Origin of the sequence: Comamonas testosteroni ATCC 11996 (genome assembly GCF_000241525.1) — a bacterium.
GTDB classification, from domain to species: Bacteria; Pseudomonadota; Gammaproteobacteria; order Burkholderiales; family Burkholderiaceae_C; genus Comamonas; species Comamonas testosteroni.
Genome location: NZ_AHIL01000055.1, coordinates 89,333 through 104,864 on the forward strand (window position 1 = coordinate 89,333; position 15,532 = coordinate 104,864).

13 protein-coding genes are annotated in these 15,532 nt (G+C 67.6%); 8 read left to right on the forward strand and 5 right to left on the reverse strand.

Annotated features, from left to right (window positions below):
• Nucleotides 1–104 precede the first annotated feature (104 nt).
• From htpX to pyrC, 4 genes are all read right to left on the reverse strand, one after another.
• Complete coding sequence (gene htpX / locus CTATCC11996_RS23285; protein ID WP_003068113.1) at nucleotides 105–977, reverse strand: protease HtpX; 873 nt, start codon at nucleotides 975–977, stop codon at nucleotides 105–107.
• Between the two features lie 73 nt (nucleotides 978–1,050).
• Nucleotides 1,051–1,869 (reverse strand): DUF3025 domain-containing protein, encoded by an 819-nt coding sequence (locus CTATCC11996_RS23290; RefSeq protein WP_003081224.1) that lies wholly within the window; start codon nucleotides 1,867–1,869, stop codon nucleotides 1,051–1,053.
• Nucleotides 1,869–2,750, reverse strand: a complete 882-nt coding sequence (locus CTATCC11996_RS23295) for an NYN domain-containing protein (protein WP_003081226.1) — start codon at nucleotides 2,748–2,750, stop codon at nucleotides 1,869–1,871. Before CTATCC11996_RS23295 ends, CTATCC11996_RS23290 begins: the two co-directional genes overlap by 1 nt.
• Before the next feature lie 149 nt (nucleotides 2,751–2,899).
• The gene (pyrC, locus tag CTATCC11996_RS23300; RefSeq protein ID WP_034350178.1) at nucleotides 2,900–3,946 is read right to left on the reverse strand and encodes a dihydroorotase; all 1,047 of its coding nucleotides are present in this window, start codon (nucleotides 3,944–3,946) and stop codon (nucleotides 2,900–2,902) included.
• Between the two features lie 162 nt (nucleotides 3,947–4,108).
• Between pyrC and CTATCC11996_RS23305 the strand changes: the two genes are divergently transcribed.
• Nucleotides 4,109–5,215, forward strand: a complete 1,107-nt coding sequence (locus tag CTATCC11996_RS23305) for an ornithine cyclodeaminase (RefSeq protein ID WP_003081232.1) — start codon at nucleotides 4,109–4,111, stop codon at nucleotides 5,213–5,215.
• 13 nt (nucleotides 5,216–5,228) lie between these two features.
• A complete protein-coding gene (rocF, locus tag CTATCC11996_RS23310; RefSeq protein ID WP_003081233.1) occupies nucleotides 5,229–6,182 on the forward strand; it encodes an arginase in 954 nt (317 codons plus the stop codon).
• Nucleotides 6,183–6,210: 28 nt separating this feature from the next.
• Here rocF and CTATCC11996_RS23315 read toward each other — a convergent pair whose 3' ends face one another.
• Nucleotides 6,211–6,930: a Crp/Fnr family transcriptional regulator gene (locus CTATCC11996_RS23315; protein ID WP_034350181.1), complete on the reverse strand. Its 720-nt coding sequence runs from the start codon at nucleotides 6,928–6,930 to the stop codon at nucleotides 6,211–6,213.
• 165 nt (nucleotides 6,931–7,095) lie between these two features.
• On the opposite strand from CTATCC11996_RS23315, the gene CTATCC11996_RS23320 reads away from it, so the two are divergent.
• From CTATCC11996_RS23320 to CTATCC11996_RS23345, 6 genes are all read left to right on the forward strand, one after another.
• Nucleotides 7,096–8,160, forward strand: coding sequence for a porin (locus CTATCC11996_RS23320; protein ID WP_003081236.1), 1,065 nt, complete (start codon nucleotides 7,096–7,098; stop codon nucleotides 8,158–8,160).
• 12 nt (nucleotides 8,161–8,172) lie between these two features.
• Nucleotides 8,173–10,311: an acetate--CoA ligase family protein gene (locus CTATCC11996_RS23325; protein WP_034350183.1), complete on the forward strand. Its 2,139-nt coding sequence runs from the start codon at nucleotides 8,173–8,175 to the stop codon at nucleotides 10,309–10,311.
• Nucleotides 10,312–10,405: 94 nt separating this feature from the next.
• The gene (locus tag CTATCC11996_RS23330) at nucleotides 10,406–11,464 is read left to right on the forward strand and encodes a Bug family tripartite tricarboxylate transporter substrate binding protein (protein WP_115597223.1); all 1,059 of its coding nucleotides are present in this window, start codon (nucleotides 10,406–10,408) and stop codon (nucleotides 11,462–11,464) included.
• A gap of 55 nt (nucleotides 11,465–11,519) precedes the next feature.
• Nucleotides 11,520–12,911 (forward strand): DUF1254 domain-containing protein, encoded by a 1,392-nt coding sequence (locus tag CTATCC11996_RS23335; RefSeq protein WP_003081243.1) that lies wholly within the window; start codon nucleotides 11,520–11,522, stop codon nucleotides 12,909–12,911.
• Nucleotides 12,908–14,272: a DUF1254 domain-containing protein gene (locus tag CTATCC11996_RS23340; RefSeq protein ID WP_003081245.1), complete on the forward strand. Its 1,365-nt coding sequence runs from the start codon at nucleotides 12,908–12,910 to the stop codon at nucleotides 14,270–14,272. Before CTATCC11996_RS23335 ends, CTATCC11996_RS23340 begins: the two co-directional genes overlap by 4 nt.
• Before the next feature lies 1 nt (nucleotide 14,273).
• A complete protein-coding gene (locus CTATCC11996_RS23345) occupies nucleotides 14,274–15,527 on the forward strand; it encodes an alkyl sulfatase dimerization domain-containing protein (protein ID WP_003081248.1) in 1,254 nt (417 codons plus the stop codon).
• The last annotated feature ends 5 nt before the right edge of the window (nucleotides 15,528–15,532 follow it).

Sequence of the window (15,532 nt, forward strand, 5' to 3'; positions counted from 1 at the left end):
GGACATGTAGATGCTCCTACAACGCAAAAGCCCCTGCCAGTTGTTGACAGGGGCTTGTGAAGCAGCGGTAAAGACCGGCTACTGCCGTTTACACATGTGTACGCTTATCGGGCGTTTTGCAGTGCAGCAATGCGCTGCTCGATGGGCGGGTGGGTGGAGAACAGCTGGCCGATGCCGCCGGCAATACCCATGGCAGCTACGCTCTTGGGCAGCTCGCCCGGATGCATGCCGCCCAGACGGGCCAGCGCATTCATCATGGGCTGCTTGCGACCCATGAGCTGTGCGGCACCCGCGTCGGCACGGAACTCGCGCTGGCGCGAGAACCAGGCCACGATCATGGCGGCGACAAAGCCCAGCAAGATATCCAGCACCACGGTGGTGATCATGTAGCCAATGCCGGGGCCGGAGCTTTGCTCGTCGTTGCGGCGCAGGAAGGAGTCGACCGCATAGCCGATCACACGCGAGAGGAAGACCACAAAGGTGTTCATCACGCCCTGGATCAGCGTCATGGTCACCATGTCGCCATTGGCGATGTGGGCCACTTCGTGACCGATCACGGCCTCGACCTCTTCACGCGTCATGCCTTCGAGCAGCCCTGTGGACACGGCCACCAGGGCCGAGTTCTTGAAGGCGCCGGTCGCAAAGGCGTTGGGCTCGCCTTCATAGATGCCGACCTCTGGCATGCCGATACCGGCCTTCTCGGCAAAGCCGCGCACGGTATTGACGATCCATGCCTCATCGGCGTTGCGCGGCTCGTTGATGACCTGCACGCCCGATGTCCACTTGGCCATGGGTTTGGAGATCAGCAGCGAGATGATGGCGCCGCCAAAGCCCATGATGAAGGCAAAGCCCAGCAGGGCGCCCAGATTGAGGCCGTTGGCAGTGAGGTAGCGGTTGACGCCCAGCAAGCTGGCGACGATGCCCAATACCGCCACCACGGCGATATTGGTCAATAGAAATAAGGCAATACGTTTCATCGAGGGTGTACTCCACACAGGGGACAAAATGGCCAGAACCCCTGAGGCACCGCCTGTGCAGGACGAATGCGCATCAAGCCAGTTCTCTTTCTGGCAGTACCCGTTGTTGTGTTGTTTGTGCGGTACGTGGGGCTCGGAAAACTAGAGAGTCATCATAGAAGGAAAAGTTCTGGTTCTGCAGGCACCAGTCCGGGATTCCCAATATGGGAATTGGTAGATAGGGCTTGCTGGCCAGATTACAAGACTGGGTCCGCAACTGATCGTCCAGCCAGCCGTCGGCCTCGGCCGGCGATGCCAGGCGCGGCGCCTGCTCCAGCGGCACGCAGATCACATGTGCGGTGATGGCCTTGCGCGGCTGAACCAGCTTTTCCAGCAGGGCATGGCCTATGGGAAGGAAGCGCGCCTGCTGCCATAGCGCACGCCGGGCCACGAACAGCTCCTGCCAGCGCTTGTCGCGCAGCGCATCGCACAGTGCCTGAGGCGCCAGCAGCAGGCCGCCGTTTTCGTCCAACACCGTGATCGAGTCGCGCAATCGCCCGCGCTGCGCCCCCACGCCCTGGCGCGCTATCTCGGCCGCCTGCAGCGCGTTGAGCCGTTGCTTGAGCAGCGGCCAGTGCAGCCAGATCAGGCCGTTGAAGAAGTCGTGCAGATTGTCGCGCGTGGGAATGCTGCGCTGGCTGTGGATAAATGCCTCATAGGCCTGACCGGCAGGCAGCTGCAGCTGATCGACGAACTGCCAGCCCGGCAGCAGTCCGTGAGCGGCAGCCACCTCCTGCAAGGCCCGGGCCACGCCGACACCGCCCTGCACCCGGTCATGCACCTGACGGCCCAGCACCTGCAGCGAGGCCAGCCAGGGCGCCTGCCAGTCAATGGCCCAATCCGCTGACTGCATCAAGGCAGCACCTCGTCCTGATGCCCACGCAGATCGCGCACCGCCACGCGGGCCGTGCCTTCGTCGCGCAGCTCGAACACCTGGGTCGCGGCCATGAGCTTGGTCAGCGAGGCATAGCCATAGTTGCGTGCATCAAACGACAGCTTGTTGCCGATATGCGTACCCACCGCAGCCACACGCGCCCAGCCGGCCTCGTCCTGGGTGGCCTTGACGGCATCGCGCAGCATGGCAATGAGCTGCCTGTCTTCCTTGAGCATGTGCGAAGGCACGCGCAGCGTGGTGCAGGCGGGTGCGGCCACACCGGTGCCGCCAGCCACCCGGCCATTGCCGGCGTTGGGGTTCGATCCCTGCGGCTGGCTTGCCGCGGGAACGGCACGCGGCACGGCTTCGGCCTCCAGAGCCTCGCGGCGTTCGCTGCGGCTGACAATGCCGTCGCCCAGCTCCTTGAGCGCATCGAAATACAGAAAGCGCGAGCAGGCATTGACGAAAGCCCTGGGCGTCTGCTCCGCCCCGAATCCATAGACAGCAGCGCCCTTGGCGCGCAAATGCATGACCAGCGGGGTGAAGTCGGCATCCGAGGAGACGATGCCGAAGGCATCGGGCTTTTCGGTATAGAGCAGCTCCATGGCATCCACCGTCATGGCCATATCGGTCGCGTTCTTGCCCTTGGAGTAATCGAACTGCTGCATGGGCCGCACGGCATATTCGAGCAGCTTGCTCTGCCAGCCATGCAGACCGGCCTTGGTCCAGTTGCCATAGGCACGGCGGATATTGATCAGGCCGAAGGTGGACAGCTCGGTCAATATCTCGTCAATCATCTCTGCGGGCGCGTTGTCCGCATCGATCAGCAAGGCAATCTTGGGCTGGACATCGTTGGGCATGCAATCTCCTGAGCGCTGTTTGGCCAAGCCTAACCGAGGCCATGCTCAAAGCCAAATTAAAAAAGGAGCAGCTTGCGCAACTCCTTTATTGATTTCAGACCGAAAACACCTGTGATTCAAGTGAACACAGGCGCTTGCAGCTACTGTTTTTAATCCAGCATCTTCCAGGGCAGGGCTTCGCCAAAGCGCAGAGGCTTGAGCTGCGCCCCTTCGCCGTATTCAAAGCTCACTGGTGGCGTCCAGCTTTCCTTGACCAGGGTGATGGTGTCGGTGTTGCGGGGCAGGCCGTAGAAGTCGGCTCCGTTGAAGGACGCAAAGGCTTCGAGCTTGTCCAGGGCGCCGACGCCGTCGAACACCTCGGCATACATCTCGATGGCGGCGTGGGCGCTGTAGCAGCCGGCGCAGCCGGTCGCGGCTTCCTTCAGATGAGCGGCGTGAGGAGCGCTGTCCGTGCCCAGGAAGAACTTGCGGCTGCCGCTGGTGGCGGCCTGCACCAGTGCCAGGCGATGGGTTTCGCGCTTCAGAACCGGAAGGCAATAGAAGTGCGGACGCACGCCGCCCAGGAAGATGGCGTTGCGGTTGAACAGCAAATGCTGGGGCGTGATGGTCGCAGCCAGGAAATCATCGGCTGCGGCCACGTACTCGGCGGCTTCCTTGGTCGTCACATGCTCCATGACGATCTTGAGCTCGGGGAAATCCTGGCGCAGAGGCTTGAGCTGCTGCTCGATGAACACGGCTTCGCGGTCGAAAAGGTCGATGCTCTGGTCGGTCACTTCACCGTGCACCAGCAGCACCAGGCCTTCGCGCTGCATGGCCTGCAGCGTCGGGTAGATCTTGCGCAGATCGGTCACGCCATGGTCGGAGTTGGTCGTGGCACCTGCGGGATAAAGCTTGCAGGCCACCACGCCGGCCGCCTTGGCTCGCACGATTTCCTGAGGCCCCAGGTTGTCTGTCAGATACAGCGTCATCAGCGGCTGGAACTGGCTGCCTGCAGGCACGGCCGACAGAATGCGGGCGCGGTAGTCCTGCGCCATCTCTGCCGTGGTGACCGGGGGCTTGAGGTTGGGCATGATGATGGCACGGCCCATCTGGCGGGCAGTGTGCGGCACCACGCAGCGCATGGCATCGCCATCGCGCACATGCAAGTGCCAGTCATCGGGGCGGGTAATCGTGATGGTCTGAGTCATGGCCGACATTGTCCCATCTTCGCTGTCGACAGGCCCGCACTCAAACCCATTCGTGCCCTGCCCCGGACCTGCGCACAGCGCAGTCATGGGTCCACCTCTTGGGTATTTCCCAGGCATTTCTCTGGCATTTGGCGCTGAAATCCTCAAAAATGAAGCCAAGGAGGAGGTCTCATGTCTGTTCCTCAAGCTCTCGCCGGCACACCATTGCGCACCGACTTTCTCAGCGCCAGCGACGCTGCCCGGCTGGTCGCGCGCATCGGCATCACCCAGGTGCTACGCCTGATCAGCCAAGCCCTGGAGGCCGACTTCGGCCGCTGGCAGGACTTCGACAAAAGCGCGCGCACAGCCGCCCATTCCGCCAGCGGCGTGATCGAGCTGATGCCGGTGGCCGATGCGCGGGACTACGCCTTCAAATACGTCAACGGCCACCCGCACAATCCGCGTCTGGGACTGCCTACGGTGATGGCCTTCGGCGCGCTGGCCGATGTCGCCACCGGCATGCCGCGCTTTGTCAGCGAGCTGACGCTGACCACGGCCTTGCGCACTGCCGCCACATCCGCCATGGCCGCGCGCCATCTGGCGCGCGCCGGCAACCGCAGCATGGCACTGATCGGCAATGGCTCGCAAAGTGAATTTCAGGCTCTGGCCTTCATGGAGCTGCTGGGCGTGCGCGAGCTGCGCCTGTTCGACATCGACCCGGCCGCCTCGCAAAAGCTGCTGCGCAACCTGCAGCCGTTTCTGCCCGGCTTCTCTGCCACGGCCATCGTCTGCACCAGCGTGCGGGACGCAGTGGCCGGCACCGACATCGTGACCACCGCCACCGCCGACAAGACCCGCGCCACCATCATCCCCGGCCACCTGCTGGAGCCCGGCATGCATATCAATGCGGTGGGCGGAGATTGCCCCGGCAAGACTGAGTTCGATGCCAGCGCCCTGCAGCGCGCGCAGGTCTTTGTCGAGTACGAGCCGCAGACGCGCATCGAGGGCGAGCTGCAGCAAATGCCGACCGACTTTGCCGTGACCGAGCTGTGGCGCGTGCTGCAGAAGCTGGCGCCGGGCCGGACATCGGACGCCCAGATCACCTTGTTCGACTCCGTGGGCTTCGCACTGGAGGACTACTCGGCGCTGCGCACCATGCACAGCCTGGCGCAAGGCGCGGGCCTGCTGTCTCAGATCGAGCTGGTGCCGGAGCTCGCCGACCCCAAGGATCTGTTTGCCATGGTGAGGCAGGCATCGAATCCCCAGATCATCAATCTTGCGGCCCGTAAGACGGCCTGAAGCGGAGCGGCTCATGGCATACACATCGTCCACACTGATCGGTCTGCCCACCGATATCGGTGCCTCGCGCCTTGGCGCGGCCATGGGGCCCGATGCCCTGCGTGTGGCCCAGCTCGGGCCAGCCCTTGAACGGCTGGGCGTGCAGGTCAGCGATCTGGGCAATCTGAGCGGCCCCGCCAACCCGCGTGGCGCGCGCGATGCCCAGGGTCTGCGCAATCTGGCCGAATGCCTGAGCTGGAACCGGATCGCCCATGACGCGGTACTGCAGGTGCTGCAGCAAAACCGGCTGCCCATACTGCTGGGTGGCGACCATACGCTTGCCACAGGCTCCATCAGCGCCGTGGCCCGCCATTGTCGCGCCACGGGCAAGCAGCTGCGCGTGCTCTGGCTGGATGCTCACTCGGACTGCAACACCCCCGAAAGCTCGCCCACGGGCAATCTGCACGGCATGCCGGTGTCAAGCCTCTGCGGACTGGGGCCGACGGAGCTGGCCTCGCTGTCGGGCACGACTCCCGCTCTGCCCGCCTCATCGTTCTGTCAGATTGGCCTGCGCAGCGTGGACGAGAGCGAAAAGCACATGATCCGAGAGCTGGGGCTGGAGGTCTACGACATGCGGGCCATCGACGAGCTGGGAATGCGTGAAGTGATGCGCAGGGCACTGCTCACCTTGCTGGGACGCAACGACAGGGACATCCACCTGCATCTGAGCTTTGATGTGGACTTTCTCGATCCTGACATTGCTCCCGGCACCGGCACGCCGGTACGCGGCGGCCCCACCTATCGCGAGGCCCAGCTGTGCATGGAAATGATTGCCGATACCGGCCGTCTTGCCTCACTGGACATTGTGGAGCTCAACCCGGCGCTGGACCTGCGCAACCAGACGGCGGAGCTGGTGGTGGACCTGGTGCAAAGCCTGTTCGGCCAGAGCACGCTGATGCGCCCCGCGCCGCAAGCGGCACCCCGCTGAGGCCGGCACAGCACGCGCCACAGGCGGATCAGCCGCCGGCCGCCTGGCGCAGGGCTTCGAGGTCGTGGATGGTCACGCGCCCGTAGGCCGCTTTGATCACGCCCATCTGCTCCAGCGTGCGCAACTCCTTGTTCACGGTCTGGCGCGAGACCGCCACCATGGCCGCCAGATCGCCCTGCGAGATGCGCAGGCTCACGGCCTGCCCGCCTTCGACGGCCTTGCCGTGGATCAGCGCCAGCCGCGCCAGCGCATCGGCCACATGGTTGGCGGTATGGCCCAGAGCCCGGCGCTGCTGGGTGGCGATCTGCTCATGCAGGCGCTCCAGTACCAGCATGCAGACATCGCGCCACAGCGCCGGATGCGCATCCAGCACGGTCATGAACGCCCCTCCCGGCAGGTGCACGAGCACCGTGCCCTCCTGCACCACGAAGTGATAGACGAAGCAGGTGTTGCCCAGCATGCGCACCAGGCTCACGATCTCTCCGGGGCCGTGCAGCGACAGCACGAAGCGCACGCCCGCCGCATCCACGCCCTCCACCGCCAGACGCCCCGAAGCCACCACCAGCACCTCGCGGCGCGATCGCTCGCCGACCATGAGAGGCGTTCGCTTGTCATAGCGCCTCAGCCGCGCCACGGCCACCACTTCGTCCAGCACGTCATCCGGCCAGTGCCTCATCAGCGGGCACAGCCTCAGGGCACGCCGTATCAGCGCCACGGAATTGTCTGCGGGGTGGTGTTTGCGAGGCATGGATCTGTGTGCGCGGGAAACAGGCTCCGGGTTAGTCCCGGGCTCGAGTGCCGCCAATTGTCAAAGCGTTGACAGAGTGCCAACCGCACTGGTTCGGATAGTAGCAGTCACACCGCAGCGCAAGGCTGTGCGCCCGTGCAAAAGCACAAACACAGGAGACATATCGTGAAGCACAAGCAACGGCTGGCCGCCGCAGGCTGGGCCATATTCGGCAGTGCCGCCTGGGCGCAGAGCAGCGTGGAGATCTTCGGCGTCATGGACGTCCATCTCAACAGCGCCCGATCGGGGGCCACGCGGCTGACACGCCTGGAGGACGGCGGCAGCGCCGCCTCGCGCATAGGCCTTCGCGGCGTCGAGGAGCTGGGCGGCGGCTGGCGCGCCCGCTTCCTGCTCGAGGCAGGCGTCACTCCGGACACCGGCATGGGCACCATTCCCGGTCCTTCCCTGGCCTTCACCCGCCAGTCCTTCATCGGCCTGAGCGCACCCTGGGGCCACGTCGATATGGGCCGCATGTACACGCCCATGTTCAGTGCCCTGTTCCGCGCCGATCCGTTCGGCATGAATTCGCTGTTCTCTCCCACCAACCTCGGCTATAGCACCGACGGCCAGCCGCTCCTGAAGGCCTTTGCAGCGCGCGGCAGCAATCTCGTGCGCTACCGCCTTCCCGAGGGCCAGCCCTGGGTGCTGGACCTGGCCTACTCCTTCGGCGAGGTGCCCTCGCCCAACAGCAACAACGCCCGGCTCTACGGCGGCACCGTGGGCTGGAACCAGAAGCCCTTCTTCATGGCCTACAGCGTCCAGAACTCCACAGAAGGCAGCGCTGCAGCGCCCGTGGCCACGCCGCGCACCAGCCGCTACCAGACGCTGGTGGCCAGCTGGGAGGCCATGCCTCAGCTGCGCCTGAGCGGCAGCTACAGCCGCGCCAGCGTGAACCAGGCCGGTACGGGCGACGCCCGCCTCCTGCAGCTGGGCACGGAGTGGAGCGCGACCTTCACCTCCAGGGCGCTGCTGTCGGTGGCACGCCGCAAGGTCGACGGCTCCCAACGCCGCCAGACCGCCTGGACCCTGGGCTACGACCACTACCTGAGCAAGCGCACCACGCTGTACGCGCGCTGGCTGCAACTGAGCAACGCGGGCGGCTCCTCGGTATCCATCGCCAATGTGCCCGTGGTGGCTGATAGCGGCAACGGCGTGCGTTCGCTGGCACTGGGCGTTCGCCACAACTTCTGACAGAGGAACTTCATGCAACCATCAATGGACTTCGATTTCGCCGGGCTGGATGCCCTGTTCTCGCCACGCTCCATCGCCGTCGTCGGCGCCACCGACTCGCCGCAGCGCATAGGCGGCATTCCTCTCGACTACCTGCTGCGCTTCGGCTACGCGGGCCGCCTGCATGCCGTGAACCCACGCGCAGACACGGTGCAGGGCCTGTCCGCCCACGCGCGGCTGACCGACATCCCCGAGCCCGTGGATCTGGCCATCGTGGCCGTGCCCCAGGCCCATGTGACTGCGGTACTCGAGGACGCGGCTGCGGCCCGCGTGCGCTCCATGGTGCTGTTCTCGTCGGGCTTTGCCGAGACCGGCGCTGAAGGCGCGGAGGCTCAGCAGGCCCTGCAGGAACGCGCCCGCGCAGCCGGCATACGTCTCATAGGCCCCAACTGCCTGGGCTTCATGCGCCCCGGCCACCAGACCTATGCCACCTTCTCGCCCGCCCCCAATGCAGGCCGCGTCAAACCCGGGCGCATAGGCCTGGTCAGTCAGTCCGGGGCCTTTGGAGCCTATGCCTACAGCATGGCGCGCGAGCGCGGTCTGGGCCTGTCCCTGTGGGCGACCACGGGCAACGAAGCCGACGTGCAGCTGGCCGACGGCCTGGCCTGGCTGGCCCGCGATCCGGAGACCGATGTCATCATGGCCTACATGGAGGGCTGCCGCGACGGCGAGCGCCTGCGCGCGGCCCTGGCGCTGGCGCGCGAGCGCGGCAAGCCCGTGATCATGTTCAAGGTGGGCACCAGCGAGCTGGGCGCGGCTGCGGCCGCCTCGCATACGGCATCGCTGGCCGGCAACGATGCCGTCTATGACGCCGTGTTCCGCCAGTACGGCGTGCTGCGCGCACACACCATCAGCGACTTCTTCGCGCTGGCGGCCAGCGCCTCCATCGCGCCGATTCCGCGCAACCGCTCCCTGGGCCTGCTCACCGTCTCTGGCGGCGTGGGAGCCATGATGGCCGACGACGCCAGCGCCGCCGGTCTCGACGTGCAGCCCCTGTCCGAGGCCGCACAGCGCCAGTTGCTCGAATGGGTGCCGTTTGCCGCGCCACGCAACCCCGTGGACATCACGGGCCAGGTCACCAACGACGTCACCCTGCTCGAGCGCAGCGCCGAGCTGATGATGCACGACCGGAACTTCGCGAGCTGGCTGGGATTTTTCGCCGCGGGCGGCCTGTCCGACGCGTTCTGGGCCGTGCTGCGCTGCCTGGTGGAAAAGCTGCGCGCCGCCCACCCCGACACGCTGCTGGCCATCTGCACGCTGTGCTCCGACGCGCGCCGCGCCGAGATGGAAGCCCTGGGCTGCCTGGTGTTCTCGGACCCCAGCGCGGCCATACGCTGCATAGGCGCCCTGGCCTCGCTGGCCGATGCGCCGCGCGCCGCGCCGCTGCCGTCGGCTTGCCCGGCCCAGCCCGCGCTGCAGCTGCCCGCGGGCAGCCTGTCCGAAGCCCGCAGCATGGAACTGCTGGCCAAGGCCGGCATGCCCGTGGTGCCCCACCAGCTGGTGCGCACCCAGCAGCAGGCGGCGCAGGCCGTGCAGGCCCTGGGCGGCACCATTGCGCTGAAGGTGGCCAGCGCCGACATCGCGCACAAGTCCGAGGTCGGCGGCGTGGCGCTGAACCTGCGCACGGCCATGGATGCGGGCGCCGCCTTCGAGCGCATTCTCGCCAGTGCGCGCCAGGCACGACCCGAAGCGCAGCTGGACGGAGCGCTGGCCGCGCGCATGGTGCACGGCGGCGTCGAATGCATTGCCGGCGTGCACCGCGATCCGGTGTTCGGCCCGGTGCTGATGTTCGGCCTGGGCGGCATCCACGTCGAAATCCTGCGCGACGTGTCGCTGCGCGCACTGCCCATCACCAGGGACGATGCCCTGGCCATGGTGCAGGAGCTGCGCACCTTCCCCATCCTGGCCGGCGCGCGCGGCAAGCCGCCCGCGGACCTGCAGGCGCTGGCCGATGCGCTGGTGGCCCTGGCCGACTTTGCCCAGCGCTGCGGCGACACCCTGTCCAGCGCCGAGATCAACCCGCTGATCGCCCTGCCCCGGGAGCAGGGCGGCTGCGTGGCGGTCGATGCGCTGGTGATAGGCGCCGACCGCTGCACAGTCCCAGCCCGCTGAGCGCGGCCCGCATGTCCTCTGCCCCAACCCAAGGATTCGCATGAAGACCCATCACACCCAAGCCCCGGCCGCTGGCGGCCGCAACGACGGCGCCATGCAGGGCCTGCCTGCAGGCAGCTGCGCAGCCGGTTCCACCACCGGCAACACAGGCCTGTCCCGGCGCAGCTGCCTGCTGCATCTGGCGGGCCTGGCTCCCGCACTTGCTCCCGTATTCGCCCTGGCTCCGGCCGCCGCACGCGCCCAGGGCAGCTACCCCAGCCGGCCCGTGCGCATCATCGTGCAGTTCGCGGCCGGCGGCTCCTCCGACATCCTCGCGCGCACCCTGGGCGACGGCCTGTCCAAGCGCCTGGGCCAGCCCGTCATCGTGGAAAACCGCAGCGGCGCGGGCGGCATCATTGGCACGGACTACGTGGTCAAGAGCGCTGCCGACGGCTACACCCTGCTGCTGACCGTGCCCGGCCCCATCGCCGCCAACCTGGTGCTGTACAAGAAGCTGCCCTACGACCCGCGCACCGACCTGCGCATGGTCTCGGACGTGGCCGGCCAGCGCACCGTCATGGCCGTGCACTCCTCCGTGCCTGCCAGGACCTTTGCCGAGCTGATCGAGCTGGTGCGCAAGGCGCCCGGCGACTACGCCATGGGCTCCTGGGGCGCGGGCACGCAGCCGCACCAGATACAGGCCTTCATGGAGCGCAAGTACGGCGTCAAGGTACTTCACGCCGCCTACAAGGGCGAAAGCCCCATGGTCTCCGACCTCATCAGCGGCATGATCCAGATGACCTCGGCCTCCATCTCCACGCTCAAGCCCTATATCGAGTCCGGCCGGCTGCGCGCCCTGGCCGTGCCCGGCACCAGCCGCGCCACCGCCCTGCCCGACGTCCCCACCTTTGCCGAACAGGGCTTCAGGGACGACGTCTACACCTTCATGGCGCCCACCTCGCTGATGGCTCCGGCCAAGACGCCCGACGCCATCGTCGAGCGCATAGGCCGCGAAGTGGCCGTGGTGGTCCGACAGCCCGAGATGCTGCGCCGCCTGCAGGAAATGGGGGCCGACCCCATAGGCAACACGCCCGCCCAGGCCGCCAGCGACTACCAGTCCTACCTGCCCGTCGCCATTGCGCTGACCCAGTCCACCGGCGTGCAGCCGAACTGAAGCCCCGCACTCTTTCCCCGAACGCCTTCCTGTTCCTTTTGCAAAGGTAGATTCCATGACACAGTCCACCACGACCCTGCAGCAGACGCGCCAGGCCCTGGCCCGCTCCATAGGCCAGGCCGCCTTCGTCTACGGCTACCCGCTCACCGAGACCTACCGCACCTGCGCCCTGCAGACCGCCGAGCAGGCGCGGCTGCGCCCCGGCAGCTCGGCCGGCTCGGATGTGCGCGCGCCCATGAACACGCTGCACCATGCGCCGCGCCCCTCCACCCACGAGGACCGCGACGTGGTCACTCCGGCCAACGACCTGCTGTATTCCATGGCCTGGCTGAACCTGGAAGGCGGCCCCATGCTGCTGACCATTCCGTCCTCGGCCCGCCATCCGGGGCGCTACTTCGTGCTGCCGCTGTACGACGCCTATACCGAGAACTTCGAGAACCTGGGTCCGCGCAACTGCAATCCCGAAGGCGAGACCGTGGTCCTGCTCGGCCCCGGCGGCCAGGTGCCGGCATCGATGTCCCATCTGCGCGCGGTGCACTGCCCCACCCACCTGGTCTGGCTGATAGGCCGCATCCTCGCAGGCGACGAGAGCGACTGGCCCGCAGCGCGCGCTCTGCAGTCGGAGATACGCCTGGAGCCCGCGCCCGGCACCGTGCCCCAAGGACGCCCCGCTGCCATCGAGCACTGGTGCGGCGATCCCGTGGACGCCATGGCCGCAGCCTTCGAGAACGGCGAGCCCGCGCAGCAGGTGGCGCCGCGCTTTTTCACCAATCTCTGCCAGGCGCTGGCCGAGGCCCCCGGCCGCATCGAGGACCGCGGCCTGCTCGCCTGGCTGGGCCAGGCCGGCCTGGTGCCCGGCGTGCCTTTTTCCTGGGAGGCGCTGGACGATCCCACGCGCGCCGGCCTCATCGAAGGCTTTGCCGACGGCGTGCAGACCGTGGCGGCCATGGGCAGCAACCGCCGTCCCCGGCCGTGGACCATGACGACCAATACCGGCCGCTACGGCAGCCACTTCCTGATCCGCGCCCGCACCGCCTACCTGGGCCTGGGCGCACTGGCCACCACCGAGGCCATCTACTCCGCCTCGCACTACGACACCGACCTCGAGCCGCTCAACGGCCAGCAGCGCTATGTGATGCGCTTCGAAGCGGGCGACCTGCCTCCGGCCGATGCCTTCTGGTCCGTGACGCTGTATGACAGCGACCGCTTTCTCTACCCCAACGACATCCGCCGCCACGCCATCGGCGACCGCACGCCAGACCTTCAGTTCGGCGCCGACGGCAGCCTGGAGATCGGGATAGGCCACGAGCGCCCTGACAACAGCACTGCCAACTGGCTGCCCGCCCCCTCCGGCCGCTTCTATCTGATACTGCGCATGTACTACCCGCGCGACGGCGTGCAGAGCTGGCGCATTCCCGCCCTGCAGGTACAGGCGGTGCACGCATGACAGCCATCACCGCCACCTCAACGGCCGCCGAACTGCAGGCCCTGGCCGAGCAAGCCGTGACCTGGGCCTACCCGCTCTACGAGATGCGCCGCATGCGCGCGGCCACCTCGCCCCGGCGCACCGAGGCGGGCCTGGCCGCGCCCGAAGGCATGCGCTGGTGCAACCTGTTCGCCCACGCGCGCCAGCTGCTGCGCGCCGGCACCAGCCGCGTGGTCACACCCAACAACGACACGCTCTACACCAATGCCTGGCTGGACCTGGGCGCAGGACCGCTGGTCATCGACGTGCCCGACACCGCGGGGCGCTACTACGTGCTGGGCCTGCTGGACTTCTACACCAATCCCTTCGCCCACATAGGCCCACGCCTGACCGGCACCCAGGCGCGCTCCTTCCTGGTTACGCCGCCGGGCTGGAGTGGCGCGCTGCCCGCGGGCTTCGATGCGCCCGGCGCCCACATCCAGGCGCCCACGCGCTGGCTCTGGATCATAGGCCGCATCCTGGTGGACGGCCCCCGGGACCTGGCGGCCGTGCATGCGCTGCAGGACGGCTTCAGCATGGCCCCGCTGGCCGACTGGCTGGCCGGCCAGGCGGCAGTCGCGCCCGCACCCCACGCCTTTGCGCCGGACTGCGACCCCCAGGCCCCGGCCACGGCAGCCCACTTCGCTGCCCAGGTCAACGCCGCGCTGCGGGAGAATCCGCCGCCCGCGGCGCAGCGCGAACTGGTGGAGCGCTTTGCAGCCGTGGGCCTGGGCAGCGGCTGCACCGGGCCGCACGAGGAGCAGGCCCCGGTCCTGCAACAGGCACTGGACGCCGTGCTGCCGCAGCTGCGCAGCGCACAGTCCGGCACGAGCCAGGCCTCGGGCTGGATCATGCCGCCGCTGGTGATGGACAGCTTCGGCGACGACTACGCCACCCGCGCCCAGGTAGCGCTCAAGTACATAGGCATGCTGGACGGGCGCGAAGCCGTCTACCCCATGGCCTGGACCGATGCCCGGGGCCAGCCCCTGGACGGCGGCTCGCGCTACTGCCTGCGCTTCGCACCCGGGGCCCTGCCGCCCGTGGACGCGTTCTGGTCCATCACCCTGTACGACGCGCGCAGCTACATGCTGGTGGACAACCCGCTGGACCGCTACGCCATAGGCGACCGCAGCACGGGCCTTCGCCGCGACGCCGACGGCGGCCTGAGCCTGCACATACAGCACGCCGCGCCGCACAGTGAAACCGCGCGCGCCAACTGGCTGCCCGCGCCCGAAGGCCGCTTCTACCTCTGCCTGCGCGCCTACCTGCCGCGCACCGACATGCTGAACGGGCGCTACGCACTGCCGCCGCTGCAGCGCCTGAACGATGAACAGGAGACCTGACATGGACAGCAAAGACGACGACAAGCCCTTCCTGCTCGTGGGCACGGGCAGCGAAACCGTGGCCCCTGGCCTGCACATGCTGCGCGGCCAGGGCCAGTCCTTCGTGGCCGAGACGGACGCCGGCCTGGTGGTCGTGGACGCCGGACCCGGCGGCTCCGTCACCCAGGGCATGATCGACAGCCTGCGCGCGCTCAGCGACGCCCCCGTGCATGCGCTGTGCTACAGCCACGGCCACATCGGCTACAACGCCGGCGTGCCTCAGTGGCTGGAGCATGCGCGCCAGCGCGGCGAGCCCGCGCCCCGCCTCATCGCCCACCGCAACGTGCTGCGCCGCCACGCACGCTACCGCGAGACCGAGGCCCTGCAGCACCGCATGGCCGAAGTGCAGTTCAACCGCTCACCCGGCTTCTTCGAGCGCCGGCTGGCCATGCACGAACCCACCGAGACCTTTGACCAGCGCCTGGTCATAGGCAGCGGCGAGCAGCGCATCGAACTGCTGTGGGCTCCGTCCGAGACCGACGACGCCATCGCCCTGTGGAGCCCCGCGCAGCGCGTGATCTACGGCGGCGCGGCGCTGCTGGACTCCATTCCCAACATCGGCACGCCGTTTCGCACGCTGCGCGACACCGTGCGCTGGGCCGGAACGCTCGAAGCCCTGGCCGCGCTTGATCCGCGCATCGCCGTGCGCGAATTCGGCCCCCTGATCGAGGGCGAGGCCGAAGTGCAGAAGGTGCTCACCCACACGGCCCGCGCGCTGCGCTGGCTGCGCGCCGAAGTGGTCAGCCTCATGAACCAGGGTCTGGGCGAGCAGCAGGTGCTGGCCCGGATGCACTACCCCGAGGAGCTGTTCGGCGTGCCCTGGATGAAACCCACCTATGGCGACCCCAGCTACATCGTGCGCGACATCTACCGCTCGGAAAACGGCTGGTGGGACCGCAATCCCACCACCCTGCACCCCGAGCCGCCCGAAGCCGTGGGCGCCGCCGTGGCCCGGGCCATCACCGACAAGCCAGCCGTCATCGCCAGCGCCCAGGCCCTGGCCGACGCCGGCCAGTGGCAACTGGCCCTGCACGTCATCGACCTGCTGGCCACCGCCCATGGCGACGCGCCCGAACTCGCCCAGGCGCGTGCCCTCAAGGCCGCCTGGCTGCGCGAGCGCGCGGCCCAGGTCGCCAGCTATGTATCGCGCAATCTCTACAAAGTCAGCGCCGACATGATCGAGCAAGGCACGCAGGGCCGCTTCGGCATCCGCTAGCCCTC

Coding starts and splice junctions, on each gene's coding strand:
- htpX (WP_003068113.1), bottom strand. CDS start 977: ATGAAACGTATTGCCTTATTTCTATTGACCAATATCGCCGTGGTGGCG.
- CTATCC11996_RS23290 (WP_003081224.1), bottom strand. CDS start 1,869: ATGCAGTCAGCGGATTGGGCCATTGACTGGCAGGCGCCCTGGCTGGCC.
- CTATCC11996_RS23295 (WP_003081226.1), bottom strand. CDS start 2,750: ATGCCCAACGATGTCCAGCCCAAGATTGCCTTGCTGATCGATGCGGAC.
- pyrC (WP_034350178.1), bottom strand. CDS start 3,946: ATGTCGGCCATGACTCAGACCATCACGATTACCCGCCCCGATGACTGG.
- CTATCC11996_RS23305 (WP_003081232.1), top strand. CDS start 4,109: ATGTCTGTTCCTCAAGCTCTCGCCGGCACACCATTGCGCACCGACTTT.
- rocF (WP_003081233.1), top strand. CDS start 5,229: ATGGCATACACATCGTCCACACTGATCGGTCTGCCCACCGATATCGGT.
- CTATCC11996_RS23315 (WP_034350181.1), bottom strand. CDS start 6,930: ATGCCTCGCAAACACCACCCCGCAGACAATTCCGTGGCGCTGATACGG.
- CTATCC11996_RS23325 (WP_034350183.1), top strand. CDS start 8,173: ATGCAACCATCAATGGACTTCGATTTCGCCGGGCTGGATGCCCTGTTC.
- CTATCC11996_RS23330 (WP_115597223.1), top strand. CDS start 10,406: ATGCAGGGCCTGCCTGCAGGCAGCTGCGCAGCCGGTTCCACCACCGGC.
- CTATCC11996_RS23335 (WP_003081243.1), top strand. CDS start 11,520: ATGACACAGTCCACCACGACCCTGCAGCAGACGCGCCAGGCCCTGGCC.
- CTATCC11996_RS23340 (WP_003081245.1), top strand. CDS start 12,908: ATGACAGCCATCACCGCCACCTCAACGGCCGCCGAACTGCAGGCCCTG.
- CTATCC11996_RS23345 (WP_003081248.1), top strand. CDS start 14,274: ATGGACAGCAAAGACGACGACAAGCCCTTCCTGCTCGTGGGCACGGGC.